This is a genomic window from Arthrobacter cavernae (assembly GCF_017368795.1).
In the GTDB taxonomy this organism is placed as follows: domain Bacteria; phylum Actinomycetota; class Actinomycetes; order Actinomycetales; family Micrococcaceae; genus Arthrobacter; species Arthrobacter cavernae.
The window spans coordinates 18,302-32,883 of record NZ_JAFNLL010000002.1 but is presented as its reverse complement, the minus strand read 5'-3'; the positions used below and the strand labels follow the sequence as shown (position 1 = coordinate 32,883).

Here is a 14,582-nt window from a genome sequence, read left to right as displayed (position 1 = left end):
GATTCATGACCGGGCACACGAGCACACTCATCGGAAACATCGGCGAACTCATGACCCAGGACCTGGAGCACCGCGTCCTGAAGGACGCCGCCTTGGTGCTCGAAGGTGAGCGCATCTCCTGGATCGGACCGTCCGCCGAGGCCCCGGCCGCCGACACCTTCGTGGACGCGGCCGGCCAGGCCGTGCTGCCCGGTTGGGTCGATTCCCACTCGCACCTCATCTTCGCCGGCGACCGCACCGCGGAGTTCGAAGCCCGCATGGCCGGGCAGAGCTACAGCGCGGGCGGCATCGCTGTCACGACCGGCGCCACCCGTGCTGCGAGCGACGACGAACTCACCCGACTCGTGGACGGACGCGTCGCCGAGGCCGTCTCCCAGGGCACCACCTACTTGGAGAGCAAGACCGGCTACGGCCTGGACGTCGAAAACGAAGCCCGCAGCGCCCGCATTGCCGCGGCCGCCGTGGACGAAGTCACCTACCTGGGGGCCCACCTGGTGCCGGCGGGGGTGGACGCGGAGGAGTACACGGACCTCGTGTGCGGGCCCATGCTCGACGCCGTGCGCCCCTACGTCAGCTGGGCTGACGTGTTCTGCGAGCGCGGTGCCTTCACGGAGGAACAGTCCCGCCGCGTCCTGCAAGCCTGCCGTGAGGCCGGCCTGGGCCTGCGGGTTCACGGCAACCAGCTCGGCGAGGGCCCGGGCGTGCAGCTCGCCGTGGAGTTCGGCGCGGCCAGCGTGGACCACGTCAACTACCTTTCCGACGCCGACATCCAGGCCCTCGCGGGCAGCTGGACCGGCTGGGATGCCGAGGCCGGCACCGGAAGCCGCGGCACCGTGGCCACGTGCCTGCCCGCCTGCGATCTCTCCACCCGCCAGCCGCTGGCCCCGGGCCGTGCCCTGATCGACGCCGGCGTGCAGATCGCCTTGGCAGCCAACTGCAACCCCGGCACCTCCTACACCAGCTCCATGGCCTTCTGCGTCACCACGGCCGTGCTCCAGATGCACCTGAGCGTCCACGAGGCCGTCCGCGCCGCCACCTACGGCGGGGCGCTCGCCCTGGGCAGGGAGTCAGGGAACGACGTCGACGGCGAGCGGGCGGTGGGCTCGCTCGCCGTCGGGCACCGCGCGGACCTGCACCTGCTCAAGGCGCCCTCCGCCACGCACCTGGCCTACCGGCCCGGCATCCCGCTGACGCAGGCCGTATGGCGGGCGGGGCAGAAGGTCGTTTGATTCAGCGGTTGGTTTGAAACGACGGGCCGCTTAAACCGTAAACCGGGCCCCCGGAATGCGGGAGCCCGGCTGTCGGCCGATCAGTTGGGGGTCATGCGCAGGTGAATTTGGCGTCGGCCAATCGGCCCAGTCGTCACCGCCGTCGTGGCCGTTCTTGTCCGCGGTCAGCTCCACGCCCTGGACTCCTGCGATGAGCCGCCATAGTCCAGACCCAATGGCTGTATCGAGCACGCCGGCGTCCATTCTGGCGAGGACTCGCTGGATAGCGACCACGTGCGGGACCGTGATGCCGGCCTCGGCCAATCCTGTTTCCGCCGCGTCCTTAGCCCATTCAGCAATGGAAGCGAACGAGCGTGCCTGGCGAGTGACGCAGAACGCGATCACAGGAATTCGCGTGAACCGGTGGCGGATACCCCGGCGCTTACCCGGATCCGGGACGCTGTGAGCATCTCCAGCAACGTCGAGGGCCGCGGCCCTGATTTCCTCATTAGTGTGTTGTAACTGGGCGGCGACAGTGCCCGATGTCCACTCACAACCATGGCCAGCGGCTTTGCATTAGCCGTGCCCCCCACTACAGCAAAACTTCTACCATGGATTTTATCGCAATGGGGGAAATTAACAGTCAGCTACGCAACGAAAACACCGGAACGGCGCGGACTGCGCTCAAGCGCATGTCCAGAGTCCAGGGGTTGAACCGAGGCGGCGATACCGATTGCAACGGCGACAACAACAACATTCTTAAGGATGTATTGGCCTTCGAGGGTCGGGACGAATGGTTGCTGCCAGGTGTGGTCAGGGAGCAGCGCGAGTGGCGAGGAGACGAGTACCATGTGCGCCAATAGCAGCGGAATGACGATACGTGTCATTTTTGGAAATAAGAACAGCACGCCAATCACGCACTCTACGACGGACAATGTAATGAATGACGCATCAAAGTGCTGCAGGCCGATTGTTTTTGCGGTCAGGGCCTCGGCGAGCGGCCCAGCCGGGCTGGCGCCGGTAAGCTTCACAGAGCCAAACCAAAAGAAGGTGACAAAAATAGATACGCGAGCGGCAGGAATGAATGCTCGCTTCAATAATGAAACAATTTCCAGATCGATGTGAGCGTAATTAATTTTTTTGGGCGGCATGTAATTACGGTAGCAGCAGAAGGAGATGAACGGATTATTGTTATCAATGATTACTCCTTTTGTTTGCTTATTCTGCAAAAGTGAACTTTTCAAGAAGAATCGATGATTCTGCAGCCGGTCTGAGGGAATTACTGGCAGGACTAATGCAAATTTGCATGGAGTTCGGCGATTCAGGGAAATGTAGCGCCGTCTTGGCGTTTCCCCCGGAATATTAGACATGGGGACTTGGAGGAGTCAAGGATTGTTCGTGGGCCACGTCACAATTGATTTTGGCTCGACATGGAAGTTGCCCGGAGGCCCCACATGATCATGTTGGTGTTCCAGTCCTTCTGGGTGAATGGTTTGCGGGGTTCGGTGATGTGCGTCCGCGGCGGAGCCGCCCGCGTTGCCCTTGACGAACGGGCCCGAGCCCTGGTTCACGTTTCGAAGTCTTCGCTGAGCGCCCGGTGGACGCGCTGGAGCGGCGTCGGAGGAGCCGATGGTGACGCTCTCCGTGGCGTTGATGTGCACGCCGAAGCGCGCGTTCCAGCCTTTGCCCTTCTTGAGGAGGGCCTTCAGGTCCTCGATCCTGCCGGCGCGGTTGTTGAAGTTGTCGCCGTAGTCGGTGTTGGCGGAGTCATGGCCTTCGTTCGTGTAGCCCATTGAGAATGGCCACCTGTCCCGGCCCGTCGGTGGACAGGGAAATGCGCTTGACGTTGTCCGGGTCTGCCCGCCCTTGTTCGCGCTGACCTGGATGGACCGCATCGCGATGGCCGCGTTCTTCCAGTCCACGCCGCCGGCGCCGTCGCTGACGGCCTTGCGCCAGAAGCGGCCTTGGTCTTCGCCGCCGTAAAGCGCTACTGCCGCGAGCTGTTCGGAGCGTGATCCTTGTGCGATTGAAAATGATCGTTTAGTGTTTTTAGTGAGCATAAAACGTCACGCCATCCGGGGTGGCACAGCAATTTGGACGGATCCTCCATCGATCCCCGCGGACCGACGGGTGGACCATGCAGGCAGGAGCGGAACACACGATGAGCACGAACACCTTGGGCGCCTTCATGGAAGAAGAACTGGTCTCCCAGCCGGACGTCTGGCTGCGCGCCATCGAGCAGGCCCGCGCAGAGCAGCTCCTGCCCGCCGACGGCGAGCGCATCGCCGTCATCGGCTGCGGCACCTCCTGGTTCATGGCCCAGAGCTACGCCGCCGCCCGCGAATCCGCCGGCAAGGGCGTCACGGACGCCTTCGCCGCCTCCGAAGCCTTCGTGAACAGCAACAGTGCCGGCCGCCAGTACGACGCCGTTGTGGCGATCACGCGCTCCGGCACCACCACCGAGGTGCTCGAGCTGCTCGCCGGGCTCAAGGGGACCGTCCGCACCATCGCCGTGATCGGCGATACCGGGTCCCCGATCACCGGCCTGGCAGACGCCGTCGTCGGCCTGCCCTACGCCGACGAGCGCTCCGTCGTCCAGACCCGCTTCGCCACCACGGCCCTGGTCTACCTGCTCAGCAGCCTCGGCATCGACCTCGGCACGGCGGTCGAGGACGCCCGCGACGCCGTCACCGCAACCGTCCCGCAGGAACTGCTCGACGCCGAACAGTTCACCTTCCTCGGACGCGGCTGGACCGTCGGTCTGGCCCACGAGGCCGGGCTGAAGATGCGCGAGGCCGTCCAGGGCTGGACCGAGTCCTACCCGGCCATGGAATACCGCCACGGCCCCATCTCCATCGCCGCCCCGGGCCGCGTCACCTGGCTGTTCGGAGAGCAGCCCGAAGGCCTGGAGAACGACATGGCCGTCACGGGCGCCCTGTACATCCACACGGACAAGCACCCGCTGGCCGAGCTGGCCAGGGTTCACAAGGTCACACTTGAGCGTGCCCGCGTCCGCGGCCTCAACCCCGACCTGCCCCGGAACCTGACCCGTTCCGTCATCCTCGACACCACCGCATAGGCCACTCGAATGGTTCTCGGAGCCGCTGAAGCAGCAGTCCTGGCCTTCGACGTCGGCGGGACCGACCTCAAGGCCGGGCTGGTGGACGCCGAAGGCAGGGTGCTGGGCATGCGCCGGGTTCCCACCCCTCACGACGCCGGACGACCCGCCGAGGCCATCCTGGACCGTGTTGCGGAACTCGCCCGGGACCTGGCTGCGGAATTCCCGCAGGCGCCGGCGAAGGCAGCCGGCGTGATCGTTCCCGGAATCGTGGACTCCGGGGCCGGCATTGGCATCTACTCCGCCAACCTCGGTTGGCGCGACTTCCCGTTCACCGCGGAGGCCGAACGCCGCCTCGGACTGCCTGTCGCCTTCAACCACGACGTCCGCTCGGCCTCGGCCGTGGAACACCGCTACGGCGGCTCCCGGGAATTCGACGATGTAGTGGTGATGGTCGTGGGCACCGGGATCGCCGCCGCCGTCTTCTCCGGCGGGGAGGCCGTCACCGCCGGCGGCTTCGCCGGCGAGTTGGGCCACGCACTGGTCCCCGATCCGGACCACCCCGGCTCCACCATCCTTGAGGCCGTGGGTTCCGCCGGGGCCATCGCCAAACGCTACACCGCCCATTCGGGCACCCCCGTGGCCGGTGCCCGCGAGGTGCTGGAACGCGCCCGTGGCGGCGAAGCCCTGGCCGCGCGCATCTGGGCCGACGCCGTTGACGCACTGGCCTTCAGCATCTGCCAGTGCGTGAGCATCATCGGCACCGAGGCCATCGTGATCGGCGGCGGCCTGGCCGAGGCCGGCGAGGAACTCCTCGCACCCCTGCGGGCCCGCGTGGACCAGATGCTCGACTTCCACCGGCGCCCGGTCATTATCCGGGCCCAGCTCGGCCAGGACGCCGGGCTGTTAGGGGCGGCCATGAATGCCCGGGCGCTGCTGGCGCCCGTTTCTGGACAGGCGCCCCTCGCCGCACAGGCACCGGAACACGCCCCGGGCCCCGCGGGAGCCACGCGATGAAGCGCATTGTCACCGTCACCCCCAACCCGGCCGTGGACCTGACCTACCACGTTCCCGGCATCACACCCGGTGCCAGCCACCGGGTGCCCGCACCCATGAGCCGTGCCGGCGGCAAGGGCCTCAACGTCGCCCGGGTCGCCCACCAGCTGGGCCACCCGGTGCTCGCCATCGCAACCACCGGCGGTGCTGCCGGCCAGACGCTCGCCGCCGAACTGTGGACCAGCGGCGTGCCCCACACGCTCGTTGCGGTCGCCGCCGAAACCAGGCGCAGCATCGCACTCGTGGACACCGCCGGCGGCGAAACCTCCATCTTCAACGAGGAAGGCCAGCCCCTCCGGCCGGCCGAATGGCAGGCCCTGGCGGACGCCGTCGTCGAGGCCCTCAACGGCAACGGGGCGCCGCCCGCCGGTGTGCTGGTCGGCTCGGGCAGCCTGCCGCCCGGGGCGCCGGAAGACTTCTATCCTTCGCTGGTCCGTTTAGCGCACGACGCCGGGATCCCGGCGATCGTGGACACCTCCGGTTCCGGGATCATCGCCGCCGCCACAGCGGGGGCCGACATCCTCAAGCCCAACCACCACGAACTGTTCGAGGCCACCGGGGAGCGCAGCCTCGAGGCCGCCGCATGGTTCCTCATCGGGCTCGGTGCGCGGACCGTGCTGGTCAGCGCCGGAGCCGAGGGCATGCTCGCCTTCGACCATGCCGCCCCCGGCGGCTACTGGTCCGCGCGGCTGCCGGAACCGCTCAGCGGCAACCCCACAGGAGCCGGCGACGCCGGCGTGGCGGCTGCCGCCGCCGCCCTCGCCGAGGGCATCACCGATACCCGCGAGATCCTGCGCCGTGCCACCGCCTGGTCCGCCGCTGCCGTGCTTATGCCGGCCGCCGGCGAGATCTCGCCCCGGTACCGGGAACTCGAAGAACAACTGATCGTGACATGGAAGGAGACCCGGTGACCCTGGTCAACACTCGGGAACTGATGGACAAGGCCGCGGCCGAAGGCACGGGCCAGGGGGCGTTCAACGTCGTCCACCTGGAAACGGCCGAAGGCCTGGTGGCCGGTGCGGAAGCCGCCGGCGTTCCGCTGATCCTGCAGATCTCCGAGAACTGCGCCAAGTTCCACGGTGGCCTTGAACCCGTGGCGGTGGCCGCGCTGGCGATCGCCCGCGATGCCGGCGTCCCGGTTGCCCTGCACCTGGACCACGCCGAGTCCGAGGAACTCGCCCTCGCGGCGGTCGACCTGGGCTTCGGTTCGGTGATGTACGACGGCGCGCACCTCCCCTACGAGCAGAACGTCGAGGTCACCCGGCGCGTCGCCCGCTATGCCCACGAGCACGGCGTCTACGTCGAAGCTGAGCTCGGCAAGGTCGGCGGCAAGGACGGCGCCCACGCCCCGGGCGTCCGCACGGACCCCGCCGAGGCCGCCGCCTTCGTCGAAGCGACGGGCGTGGATGCCCTCGCCGTCGCGGTGGGTTCCTCCCATGCCATGACCGAACGAAGCGCCGCGCTGGACCTGCGCCTGATCGCCCAACTCAAGTCCGCCGTCGGGAAACCGCTGGTGCTGCACGGCTCCTCGGGCGTCACAGACGCCATGATTGTGGCCGCGATCGGTGCGGGTATGACTAAGATCAACGTATCCACACACCTGAACGGGTTCTTTACCCGCGCCGTCCGTGAGTACCTGGATGCCAACCCTGCAGTGGTGGATTCCCGGAAGTACATCAAGGCCGGCCGGGACGCCCTGGTGCTGGAATCCGCACGTTTGCTGACGCTCTTCGCGAAGGCGAAGTAGCTCCAACCGCGAAAGGCCCGTGATGACCCGCACCGATCGGCTGAACGCCATCCTTGATCTGCTGGCAGAGTCCGGCCGCGTTGAGGTCGAGGACATCGTGACCCGCCTGGCAGTCTCGCCTGCCACGGCGCGCCGCGACCTGGACAGCCTTGCCAAGCAACGGCTGCTCAGCCGGACCCGCGGCGGTGCCACCACCGGATCGGTTGCCTACGACCTCCCGGGCCGCTACAACCGCGACGACCACGCCCAGGCGAAGCAAGACATCGCCCTTGCGGCATCCAAGCTGATCCAGCCCGGCGCCGTCATCGGCCTGAGCGGCGGAACCACCAGCACGGCCCTGGCCCAGGTCCTGTCTACGCGCGAGGACCTCAACGCGCCGTCGAACCGGCCCATGCTGACGGTGGTCACCAACGCCATCAACATCGCCGCGGCACTCGCCGTGCGGCCCAACATTAAGATCATGGTCACCGGCGGCATCCTGAACCCCCGCTCCTATGAGCTGGTGGGCCCGTACACGGACGTCATCATGCAGAAGGTCGCCCTGGACATTGCGTTCATCGGCGTCAACGGCGTGGACCCCAGGCTCGGACCCACCATCACGGACGAGGGCGAGGCCATGGTCAACACCGTCATGGCCCGGCGCGCCACGGAATCGTATGTCCTGGCCGACTCCTCCAAGGTGGGCCGCCGCGCCTTCGCCGCCATGGCAGGCTACGAGTTCCGCCACCTCATCACGGATTCCGGCATCACCGCCGAGGAAAAGGCCGCGTTCGAGGCGGGCGGCACCGAAGTGATCGTGGCCGGCTAAGTCCGGCTAGAAGCGCACCGGGGGAGCGTCCAGCACGGAGTCGTCCACGCTGCGCGCCACCCACTGGCTGAACGCTGTGTCCAGGCTGTACTGGCCGTCGTCGTTGCGCAGCAGTGTGCGCAGTTCCCCGTTCCCGGGGTTGTTAAGCGACTCAAAATACTCCACCGTCCAGTGGAACCAGCGCATGCAGAACAGGCGCATGGTCAGCCCGTGCGTCACCAACAGGGTGTTGGGCGCGTACGTGGGCTTCTCCCAGTGCCGGTACAGGGTCTCCATAAAGGACGAGATGCGGTCGTACACATCCGAACCGGACTCGCCTTCCCGGAAGCGGTAGAAGAAGTGGCCGTATAGATTGCGCAGTTCCTTCTGGTCCTCGATGTCGCCGGCGATCTGGAAGTTGGCCCAGTCCTGCTCGCGCAGCCGCGGCTCCTCGATCACCCGTTCCGTGAGATCCCCCAGGTTCATCGCCTCCAGGGTCTGGTAGGCCCTCAGATACGGGGAAACGTAGACGCACACCTGCTGGCCGTCCAGAGCCCTCTTCAGCCGCTCGCCCGTGGCCTTCGCCTGCTCGACTCCCCGCTCGGTCAGCGGGATGCGGTAGTCCGGGACACGGTTGTAGATCGAGGTGTCGGCATTGGCGGCGGACTGGCCGTGCCGGATCATGAAGATTCTCCCTGGCGCGCTCATCCTCCCAAGCATAGGTCCGGGCCTGCCCGGCAGCCCCACCTGCGGAATGTCTGCGAGGTGTCCTGCGGGGCGCCGCCGGGCGAATCCCCAGGAAACTAGGGGCAAGATAGGTACATGTTCCTTGCCTCCCGCCGCCGGCTGCGCGCAGAAGTGCTCATTGTCCTGGGACTATCCCTGGGGCAGTCGGCCGTCTACTCCGTGGTCCAGTTACTGGACAAGATGACGCGGGCGCCCCTGGCCGAGGCCACGTCCACGCTCAACCGATCCCAGAACAGCCGCGAATATTTCGATCTGACTTACCAGCTCCTGGACATTGCCTTCGCCCTGATCCCCGTGGTCCTGGTGTTCTATTTCCTGTCCGCACAGCGGCAAGCGGACAGCCCCTCGGCGTTCGCCCGGCTTGGCTTCAACTTCGCCCGCCCCGGCCACGACGTCCTCCAGGGACTCGGCCTGGCGGCGGCGATCGGGATCCCCTCGCTGGGATTGTATGCGGCGGGCAGGGCCTTGGGGATCACGACGGCGATCATCCCCAGCGGCCTGGACGCCTACTGGTGGACCGTGCCCGTCCTGGTCCTCTCGGCGGTGCGGCACGCAATCGTTGAAGAGGTCATCGTGGTGGGCTATCTCCTGGACCGCTTCGGGAAGTTCGGCTGGAGCACCCCGCTGGCCATCGTGCTCAGTGCCCTCCTGCGCGGCAGCTACCACCTCTACCAAGGCTTCGGACCGTTCATCGGCAACGCCGTCATGGGCCTGCTGTTTGCCTGGCTCTATACGAAGACCAAGAGGGTCATGCCGCTGGTGGTGGCGCACGCCCTGCTGGACATCGCGGCATTCGTGGGCTTCAGCCTGTTCGGCAAGGCGGTGGGCCTGGGGTAGGGGCCGCCATCGTTAAAGGAATTCGGCCGCCATCGGTGGGTGACGTCATTGGCACCCGCTGATGGCGGCCGAAGCTTGTTTGGGCGACTCTGCCCAGGATCCGGGCCGGGGCCCGGGGGAAGGAGACGTCAGATGGTGACGGCTCCCGTGGCGGTTTCGAACGTGACGGACATGATGCCCGGGGTGCCGTGCGGAGCCATCCAGAGGACGGCAACGTCCTCGAGCGGTTTCTCCACCGGTTCGCCCAGCCACTCTGTCACACGCTCTGCCGAACCCGCAATGGTCAGGCTCGACATTTTGACATCGCTGGCGTAGATCTTGGACGGGTGAAGGCCCGGATCGCCCTCCCACTTGAGCAGGTACGGAACCTGCGGGTCGGCGATGAGCCCGAGGATGCCGATCTGCTGCCAGACGAGCTCGCGGCCGTCCGGGAACTTGCGGTTGCCCGGTACGGCGGAGCGGCCGAGGCGTTCTTCGAACGGCGCCAGGTCGTCAACAGCCACGCACCAGCCCATCCAGCCGCCGCCCGCGGCGGAGCGTGCACGGACTGCCTGTCCGAAGGGTGCTTTGTCGGAAGCCGGGTGGTCCAGGACCTCCACGACCTCCAAATACTTGTCATCAGCGAGGGGAATGATCATGTTCCGGGTGCCGAAGCGCGGATGCACTCCGCCCCGGACAGCGTCCACTCCCAAAGCTGCGGAAATCCGCTCGGTCGTGGCCAACAGGCCATCGCGTTCACAAGCGTAAGAGACGTGATCCATGCGCATGGCTTCATCTTGGCACTTTGTGATCGGGGTCTCAGCTAAGCCAAGCCTAAGTTAGGTGGGATGTTGCCCGGGACTTGCGCGCCGGCGTCACGCGGGGACGTGCGAAGACCGAAAAATACTGTGTTCGTCACAATGCTGTGCGGCCCGGCGGGTGCTTCCTAGACTGGCTTCACTGCCGGCTCCGGGGCTCAGTCCGGGCCGGTCAAGCAACCGCGAACAGGAGCCCGCCATGTCCCAGGGATGGTCATTCGAAACCCGCCAGATCCATGCAGGCCAGGAGCCGGACGCGGCCACCGGAGCCCGCGCGCTTCCCATTTACCAGACCACGTCCTTCGTCTTCCCCAGCGCCCAGAGTGCGGCCGACCGCTTTGCCCTGGCGGAGCTGGCCCCGATCTACACGCGGATCGGCAACCCCACGCAGGATGCCGTGGAGCAGCGCATCGCGGACCTGGAAGGCGGCCTCGCCGCCCTGCTGCTCAGCTCCGGCCAGGCTGCGGAGACCTTCGCGATCCTCAATGTCGCCGAGGCCGGGGACCACGTCGTCGCGAGCCCAAGCCTGTACGGCGGCACCTACAACCTGTTGGCGCACACACTGAAGAAGTTCGGCATCTCGGTGACCTTCGTGGCGGACCCGGACAACCTTGAGGACTGGCGTGACGCCGTGCAGCCGAACACCAAGCTGTTCTTCGCCGAGGTGGTCTCCAACCCCCGCCAGGACGTCCTGGATATCGAGGGTGTCGCCCGCACGGCGCACGAGGCCGGTGTGCCGCTCATTGTCGACAACACCCTGTCCACGCCGTACCTGATCCGGCCCATTGAATGGGGTGCGGACATCGTGGTGCATTCGGCCACCAAGTACCTCGGCGGCCATGGCGCCGCCATCGCGGGCGTGATCGTCGACTCCGGAAACTTCGACTTCGGCAAGGACCCGGCACGCTTCCCGGGTTTCAACACCCCGGACCCCAGCTACAACGGCCTGGTCTACGCCCGGGACCTCGGCAAGGACGGAGCCCTCGGCGCCAACCTCTCCTACATCCTCAAGGCCCGCGTCCAGCTCCTGCGCGATCTCGGCTCGGCCGTGTCGCCGTTCAATGCCTTCCTGATCTCCCAGGGCATTGAAACACTCAGCCTGCGGGTGGAGCGCCACGTGGCCAACGCCACCAAGGTGGCGGAATGGCTGGAAGGCCGGGACGACGTCGAATCGGTCGCCTACGCGGGCCTGCCGTCCAGCCCCAGGTTCGAGCGCGGCCGCAAATACGGACCCCGCGGCACGGGCGCCGTGGTTGCCTTCACCATCCGCGGGGGAGTGGAAGCCGGCAAGCGCTTCGTGGATGCCCTCGAGCTGCATTCCCACGTAGCAAACATCGGCGACGTCCGCTCGCTGGTCATCCACCCGGCGTCGACCACCCACAGCCAGCTGAGCGCCGAACAGCAGGCCATCGCAGGAGTGTCTCCGGGACTGGTCCGGCTTTCCGTGGGCATCGAGCACATCGATGACATCCTGGCGGACCTTGAGGCCGGCTTCCGGGCAGCGAAGGGCGCCTGAGGGAGGCTGCGGGAGCGTCTGCGGGACGTCCGGCGAGGCGGTGATTCTTCGCTGGACTGTCCCCGCAGCTGCGCTTTGGTGAACAAAACTGCGCCCAGGTGTCACAAAGGTGTCACAATCTTCGCCAGATGGGTCCTGTTTTTCCTACACTCGTAGTCATAGGTCATGAGCGCCAGTGACAGCCCCGGCTTGCTGGCCGGCAACCCTCCTTCCGCGGTGGGGTGCCCCGGGTGAAGACCTGGCCTTCCGCTTTGTTGGCGGCGGGCAAGCGCGATGTGAGGTGTCACCGAATGACTATTGCTGCAACAGCCCTACCCGTATCCGGCCACAAGGAACGCATCATCCAGCAGGAAAGCACCATCCGACAGGAACGCCCTCTCCAGCAGGACGGAACCACCCAGCAGGACGGAACCGTGAAGTACGCCTCCGTGGGGCCGCTCGAGCTTGAGGCCGGCGGCTTCCTCCCGGACGTGGTGCTGGCCTATGAGACCTGGGGACAGCTGAACGCTGACGCCTCGAATGCGGTGCTCATCCAGCACGCGCTGACCGGCAGCACCCATGTGGCCCGCGGCATCAGCGACGAAGAAGGCTGGTGGGAGCAGCTCGTTGGCCCCGGCGCCACCATCGACACCGACCGCTGGTTCGTGGTCTCCGTCAACATAGTGGGCGGCTGCTACGGCAGTACCGGCCCGTCCTCCGCGGCGCCGGACGGCCGCCCCTGGGGTTCGCGCTTCCCGCTCGTCACGCTCCGCGACAGCACCGAGGCCGAGGCCCGCCTGGCCGATCAGCTCGGCATTGCCGCCTGGCATGCCGTGGTGGGCGGATCCATGGGCGGTGCCCGGGCCCTCGAATGGGCTGTTACATACCCGGAACGCGTCCGCCAGTGCGCGGTGGTCTCCGTGGGCGCCTACAGCACAGCCGAGCAGATCGCCTTTGCCCAGGCACAGACCCTCGCCATCCGGCAGGACGCCGATTTCAACGGCGGCGACTACTACGGCGGCCAGGCCCCGGAAGCCGGGCTTGCCCTGGCCCGCCGGATCGCCCACATCACCTACCGTTCCGCGCTTGAACTGGACGTCCGCTTCGGGCGCAATGCCCAGGGCCGGGAAGCCCCGCTTGAGGCCGCGGTACTCGGCGAGCGCGGCCGGTACCAGGTGGAGAGCTACCTGGACCACCAGGGCACCAAACTGGTCCACCGTTTTGACGCCAACAGCTACATCGCCATCACCGAAGCGCTCATGAGCCACGATGTCAGCCGCGGCCGCGGGACGCTCCGAGAGGCCCTGTCCCGCGCGACGGCCGAATTCTTCATCGCCGCGGTGGATACGGACCGACTCTACTTCCCGGCCCAGTCGCAGGAACTCGCCGAGGCCCTGCCGGGGGATGTGCCGGTCCACGTCATCGAAGCGCCCATCGGCCACGACGGCTTCCTGACGGAAATCGGCCAGTTGGGCGGGCAGCTGCGCCGGGCCTTCTTCGCCTAAGCACCGGCGCTGCCGTAGCTGGCCCCGGCCCGGGGCTGCTGTTCCGCGGGGATGATCGCCGGATACTGTCCCGGTTGGTTCTGCGGAGGGTACGGCCAAGGCTCGCAAGCTCGCCTCGGGGCCCTTCGGGACGACGCTTCTGCCCTCGTTGGAGAAGAACCCTCAGACAAGCTTTGCGGGGATCCCAAGAAACCTGCTGTATCGCGCCACCTCGGCGTCGAGTGCCTGCTTCACGGCCCCGGTGGCGGGCCGGTCCATCCGCACATCCAGTTCGCAGATCCCGCCGGCAAAGCCGTGCCGCCACCAGCCGGCCAGCCTGCCGTCCAGCAGCACCACGTGCAGGGGCGCATCGCCCGTGGGGAACGACGGTGCGGAACCGCCCAGATAGTGGCGGGTCTGCGAGTAGCCCATGACGTACTCGTCATAGCACTGGATCAGGTCGACCCGCGGCCGGTCGGTCCCTGGCCTGTTGACCTCGAGCCCGCCGATCTCCGGCCCGGCAGCCGCCGCCGACCCGGCCACGGCGTCGAGCTCCTCAGCCGCAAGATGGAAGTCGAGGCCGTCGGCGGTGAGTGTGCCGAGGGCGCCCGGTGCTAGGTCCGCGGCCAGGCGCAGGCCCTCGCGCACGTCCTTCATGGTGAGGCCGGACCACACGGCGCAGTCCTTGATGGTGGCCGGGCCGCGGCTGCTGAAATAGCGCAGGGCCAGCTGCGCCAGCGCGGCCTCCCGGTCCAGGGCTCCGCCGGCCGAACCGTTCACCCGTTCATCGAACAGGGCGTAGCTCTGCTTCAGGGCTCCGCCGGCCGAGAGAACGGGCACCCCGCTGACCAGGATCCGGCTGATCTCGGCATGCATGAGGATGTAAATGAAGCCGAAGCCCTTCGACGGGAAGCCGGCCCCATCCAGGATCACGGCCAGTTCCTCGCGGGTTTTGTGGGCGCCCCCGGCCACAGCTTCCGCCAGGATCGCGCCGCTGCGCGCGGCTGCCTCTTCATCCAGCCCGGTCTGCCGGTACATGCCCTTGTTGCCTTGGTGCAGCCGCGGCGCGGACAGCGCCATGAGCCAGCCGAGATCGTCCCGGTGCACGAAATGCCAGGTGGGCCGCAGGATGTGCGTCCGCAGCACGTTGCCGTCGGCCAGGGCCTGCTCCACGGCTGCGGCGGTCGCCCTGCCGGTGCGCTGCGCCAGCGACCAGCGCGCGTACGCGAATTCCTGGGACTGCACGGCCAGCAGGCTTCGGAGGGCATCGTCCACTGTGGCGGCGTGCGGTGCCCGCAGCTGCTGGCGCCGCAGGCGTGTCCGGACTACATCGTCAGGCTGCATGGGACATGCCCTCACATGGACT

Annotated in this window: 15 protein-coding genes and 1 riboswitch; of the genes, 9 read left to right on the top strand and 6 right to left on the bottom strand. The window is 67.1% G+C overall.

What is annotated here, in order from left to right:
- Nucleotides 1–5 precede the first annotated feature (5 nt).
- On the top strand, nt 6–1,229 hold the full coding sequence (gene hutI, locus J1902_RS00185) for an imidazolonepropionase (protein WP_207614175.1): 1,224 nt from the start codon (nt 6–8) through the stop codon (nt 1,227–1,229).
- A 30-nt stretch (nt 1,230–1,259) separates the two neighbouring features.
- On the opposite strand, the gene J1902_RS19850 is transcribed toward hutI, so the two are convergent.
- From J1902_RS19850 to J1902_RS19200, 3 genes are all read right to left on the bottom strand, one after another.
- Nucleotides 1,260–1,709, bottom strand: a complete 450-nt coding sequence (locus J1902_RS19850; protein WP_207614535.1) for a transposase family protein — start codon at nt 1,707–1,709, stop codon at nt 1,260–1,262.
- Between the two features lie 146 nt (nt 1,710–1,855).
- The gene (locus J1902_RS00175) at nt 1,856–2,437 is read right to left on the bottom strand and encodes a hypothetical protein (RefSeq protein WP_207614174.1); all 582 of its coding nucleotides are present in this window, start codon (nt 2,435–2,437) and stop codon (nt 1,856–1,858) included.
- Between the two features lie 156 nt (nt 2,438–2,593).
- Nucleotides 2,594–3,130, bottom strand: coding sequence for an endo-alpha-N-acetylgalactosaminidase family protein (locus J1902_RS19200; protein ID WP_307794332.1), 537 nt, complete (start codon nt 3,128–3,130; stop codon nt 2,594–2,596).
- 239 nt (nt 3,131–3,369) lie between these two features.
- Between J1902_RS19200 and J1902_RS00165 the strand changes: the two genes are divergently transcribed.
- From J1902_RS00165 to J1902_RS00145, 5 genes are read left to right on the top strand one after another with little or no spacing between them, the layout of a single operon-like run.
- Complete coding sequence (locus J1902_RS00165; RefSeq protein ID WP_207614173.1) at nt 3,370–4,287, top strand: SIS domain-containing protein; 918 nt, start codon at nt 3,370–3,372, stop codon at nt 4,285–4,287.
- A 9-nt stretch (nt 4,288–4,296) separates the two neighbouring features.
- On the top strand, nt 4,297–5,283 hold the full coding sequence (locus tag J1902_RS00160; protein ID WP_207614172.1) for an ROK family protein: 987 nt from the start codon (nt 4,297–4,299) through the stop codon (nt 5,281–5,283).
- Nucleotides 5,280–6,233: a 1-phosphofructokinase family hexose kinase gene (locus J1902_RS00155; protein ID WP_207614171.1), complete on the top strand. Its 954-nt coding sequence runs from the start codon at nt 5,280–5,282 to the stop codon at nt 6,231–6,233. The genes J1902_RS00160 and J1902_RS00155 overlap by 4 nt, the downstream gene beginning before the upstream one ends.
- Nucleotides 6,215–7,069 (top strand): class II fructose-bisphosphate aldolase, encoded by an 855-nt coding sequence (locus J1902_RS00150; protein ID WP_207614170.1) that lies wholly within the window; start codon nt 6,215–6,217, stop codon nt 7,067–7,069. The genes J1902_RS00155 and J1902_RS00150 overlap by 19 nt, the downstream gene beginning before the upstream one ends.
- 22 nt (nt 7,070–7,091) lie before the next feature.
- Entirely contained in the window at nt 7,092–7,877 is a 786-nt protein-coding gene (locus J1902_RS00145; RefSeq protein ID WP_207614169.1) for a DeoR/GlpR family DNA-binding transcription regulator, read from the top strand.
- A 6-nt stretch (nt 7,878–7,883) separates the two neighbouring features.
- Here J1902_RS00145 and J1902_RS00140 read toward each other — a convergent pair whose 3' ends face one another.
- Nucleotides 7,884–8,564, bottom strand: a complete 681-nt coding sequence (locus tag J1902_RS00140; RefSeq protein WP_242701411.1) for a histidine phosphatase family protein — start codon at nt 8,562–8,564, stop codon at nt 7,884–7,886.
- 114 nt (nt 8,565–8,678) lie between these two features.
- Between J1902_RS00140 and J1902_RS00135 the strand changes: the two genes are divergently transcribed.
- On the top strand, nt 8,679–9,440 hold the full coding sequence (locus J1902_RS00135; protein ID WP_207614168.1) for a CPBP family intramembrane glutamic endopeptidase: 762 nt from the start codon (nt 8,679–8,681) through the stop codon (nt 9,438–9,440).
- 128 nt (nt 9,441–9,568) lie between these two features.
- Here the strand turns inward: J1902_RS00135 and J1902_RS00130 are convergent, their stop codons facing one another.
- Nucleotides 9,569–10,207 carry a VOC family protein gene (locus tag J1902_RS00130; RefSeq protein WP_207614167.1) on the bottom strand — a complete coding sequence of 213 codons (639 nt, stop codon included), beginning with the start codon at nt 10,205–10,207 and terminating at the stop codon, nt 9,569–9,571.
- 172 nt (nt 10,208–10,379) lie between these two features.
- Between J1902_RS00130 and J1902_RS00125 the strand changes: the two genes are divergently transcribed.
- Both J1902_RS00125 and metX read left to right on the top strand, forming a co-directional pair.
- Nucleotides 10,380–11,753: a bifunctional o-acetylhomoserine/o-acetylserine sulfhydrylase gene (locus J1902_RS00125; protein WP_278253575.1), complete on the top strand. Its 1,374-nt coding sequence runs from the start codon at nt 10,380–10,382 to the stop codon at nt 11,751–11,753.
- A 161-nt stretch (nt 11,754–11,914) separates the two neighbouring features.
- A riboswitch (SAM riboswitch) is annotated at nt 11,915–12,030 on the top strand.
- Between the two features lie 13 nt (nt 12,031–12,043).
- Nucleotides 12,044–13,237: a homoserine O-acetyltransferase MetX gene (gene metX / locus J1902_RS00120; RefSeq protein ID WP_207614165.1), complete on the top strand. Its 1,194-nt coding sequence runs from the start codon at nt 12,044–12,046 to the stop codon at nt 13,235–13,237.
- A 162-nt stretch (nt 13,238–13,399) separates the two neighbouring features.
- On the opposite strand, the gene J1902_RS00115 is transcribed toward metX, so the two are convergent.
- Complete coding sequence (locus tag J1902_RS00115) at nt 13,400–14,560, bottom strand: winged helix DNA-binding domain-containing protein (protein ID WP_207614164.1); 1,161 nt, start codon at nt 14,558–14,560, stop codon at nt 13,400–13,402.
- Nucleotides 14,561–14,582: the final 22 nt, after the last annotated feature.

What these genes read in the sequence shown, in the direction of transcription:
- hutI (WP_207614175.1), top strand. Translation starts at nt 6, where the DNA reads ATGACCGGGCACACGAGCACACTCATCGGAAACATCGGCGAACTCATG.
- J1902_RS00165 (WP_207614173.1), top strand. Translation starts at nt 3,370, where the DNA reads ATGAGCACGAACACCTTGGGCGCCTTCATGGAAGAAGAACTGGTCTCC.
- J1902_RS00160 (WP_207614172.1), top strand. Translation starts at nt 4,297, where the DNA reads ATGGTTCTCGGAGCCGCTGAAGCAGCAGTCCTGGCCTTCGACGTCGGC.
- J1902_RS00155 (WP_207614171.1), top strand. Translation starts at nt 5,280, where the DNA reads ATGAAGCGCATTGTCACCGTCACCCCCAACCCGGCCGTGGACCTGACC.
- J1902_RS00150 (WP_207614170.1), top strand. Translation starts at nt 6,215, where the DNA reads ATGGAAGGAGACCCGGTGACCCTGGTCAACACTCGGGAACTGATGGAC.
- J1902_RS00145 (WP_207614169.1), top strand. Translation starts at nt 7,092, where the DNA reads ATGACCCGCACCGATCGGCTGAACGCCATCCTTGATCTGCTGGCAGAG.
- J1902_RS00140 (WP_242701411.1), bottom strand. Translation starts at nt 8,564, where the DNA reads ATGAGCGCGCCAGGGAGAATCTTCATGATCCGGCACGGCCAGTCCGCC.
- J1902_RS00135 (WP_207614168.1), top strand. Translation starts at nt 8,679, where the DNA reads ATGTTCCTTGCCTCCCGCCGCCGGCTGCGCGCAGAAGTGCTCATTGTC.
- J1902_RS00130 (WP_207614167.1), bottom strand. Translation starts at nt 10,207, where the DNA reads ATGCGCATGGATCACGTCTCTTACGCTTGTGAACGCGATGGCCTGTTG.
- metX (WP_207614165.1), top strand. Translation starts at nt 12,044, where the DNA reads ATGACTATTGCTGCAACAGCCCTACCCGTATCCGGCCACAAGGAACGC.
- J1902_RS00115 (WP_207614164.1), bottom strand. Translation starts at nt 14,560, where the DNA reads ATGCAGCCTGACGATGTAGTCCGGACACGCCTGCGGCGCCAGCAGCTG.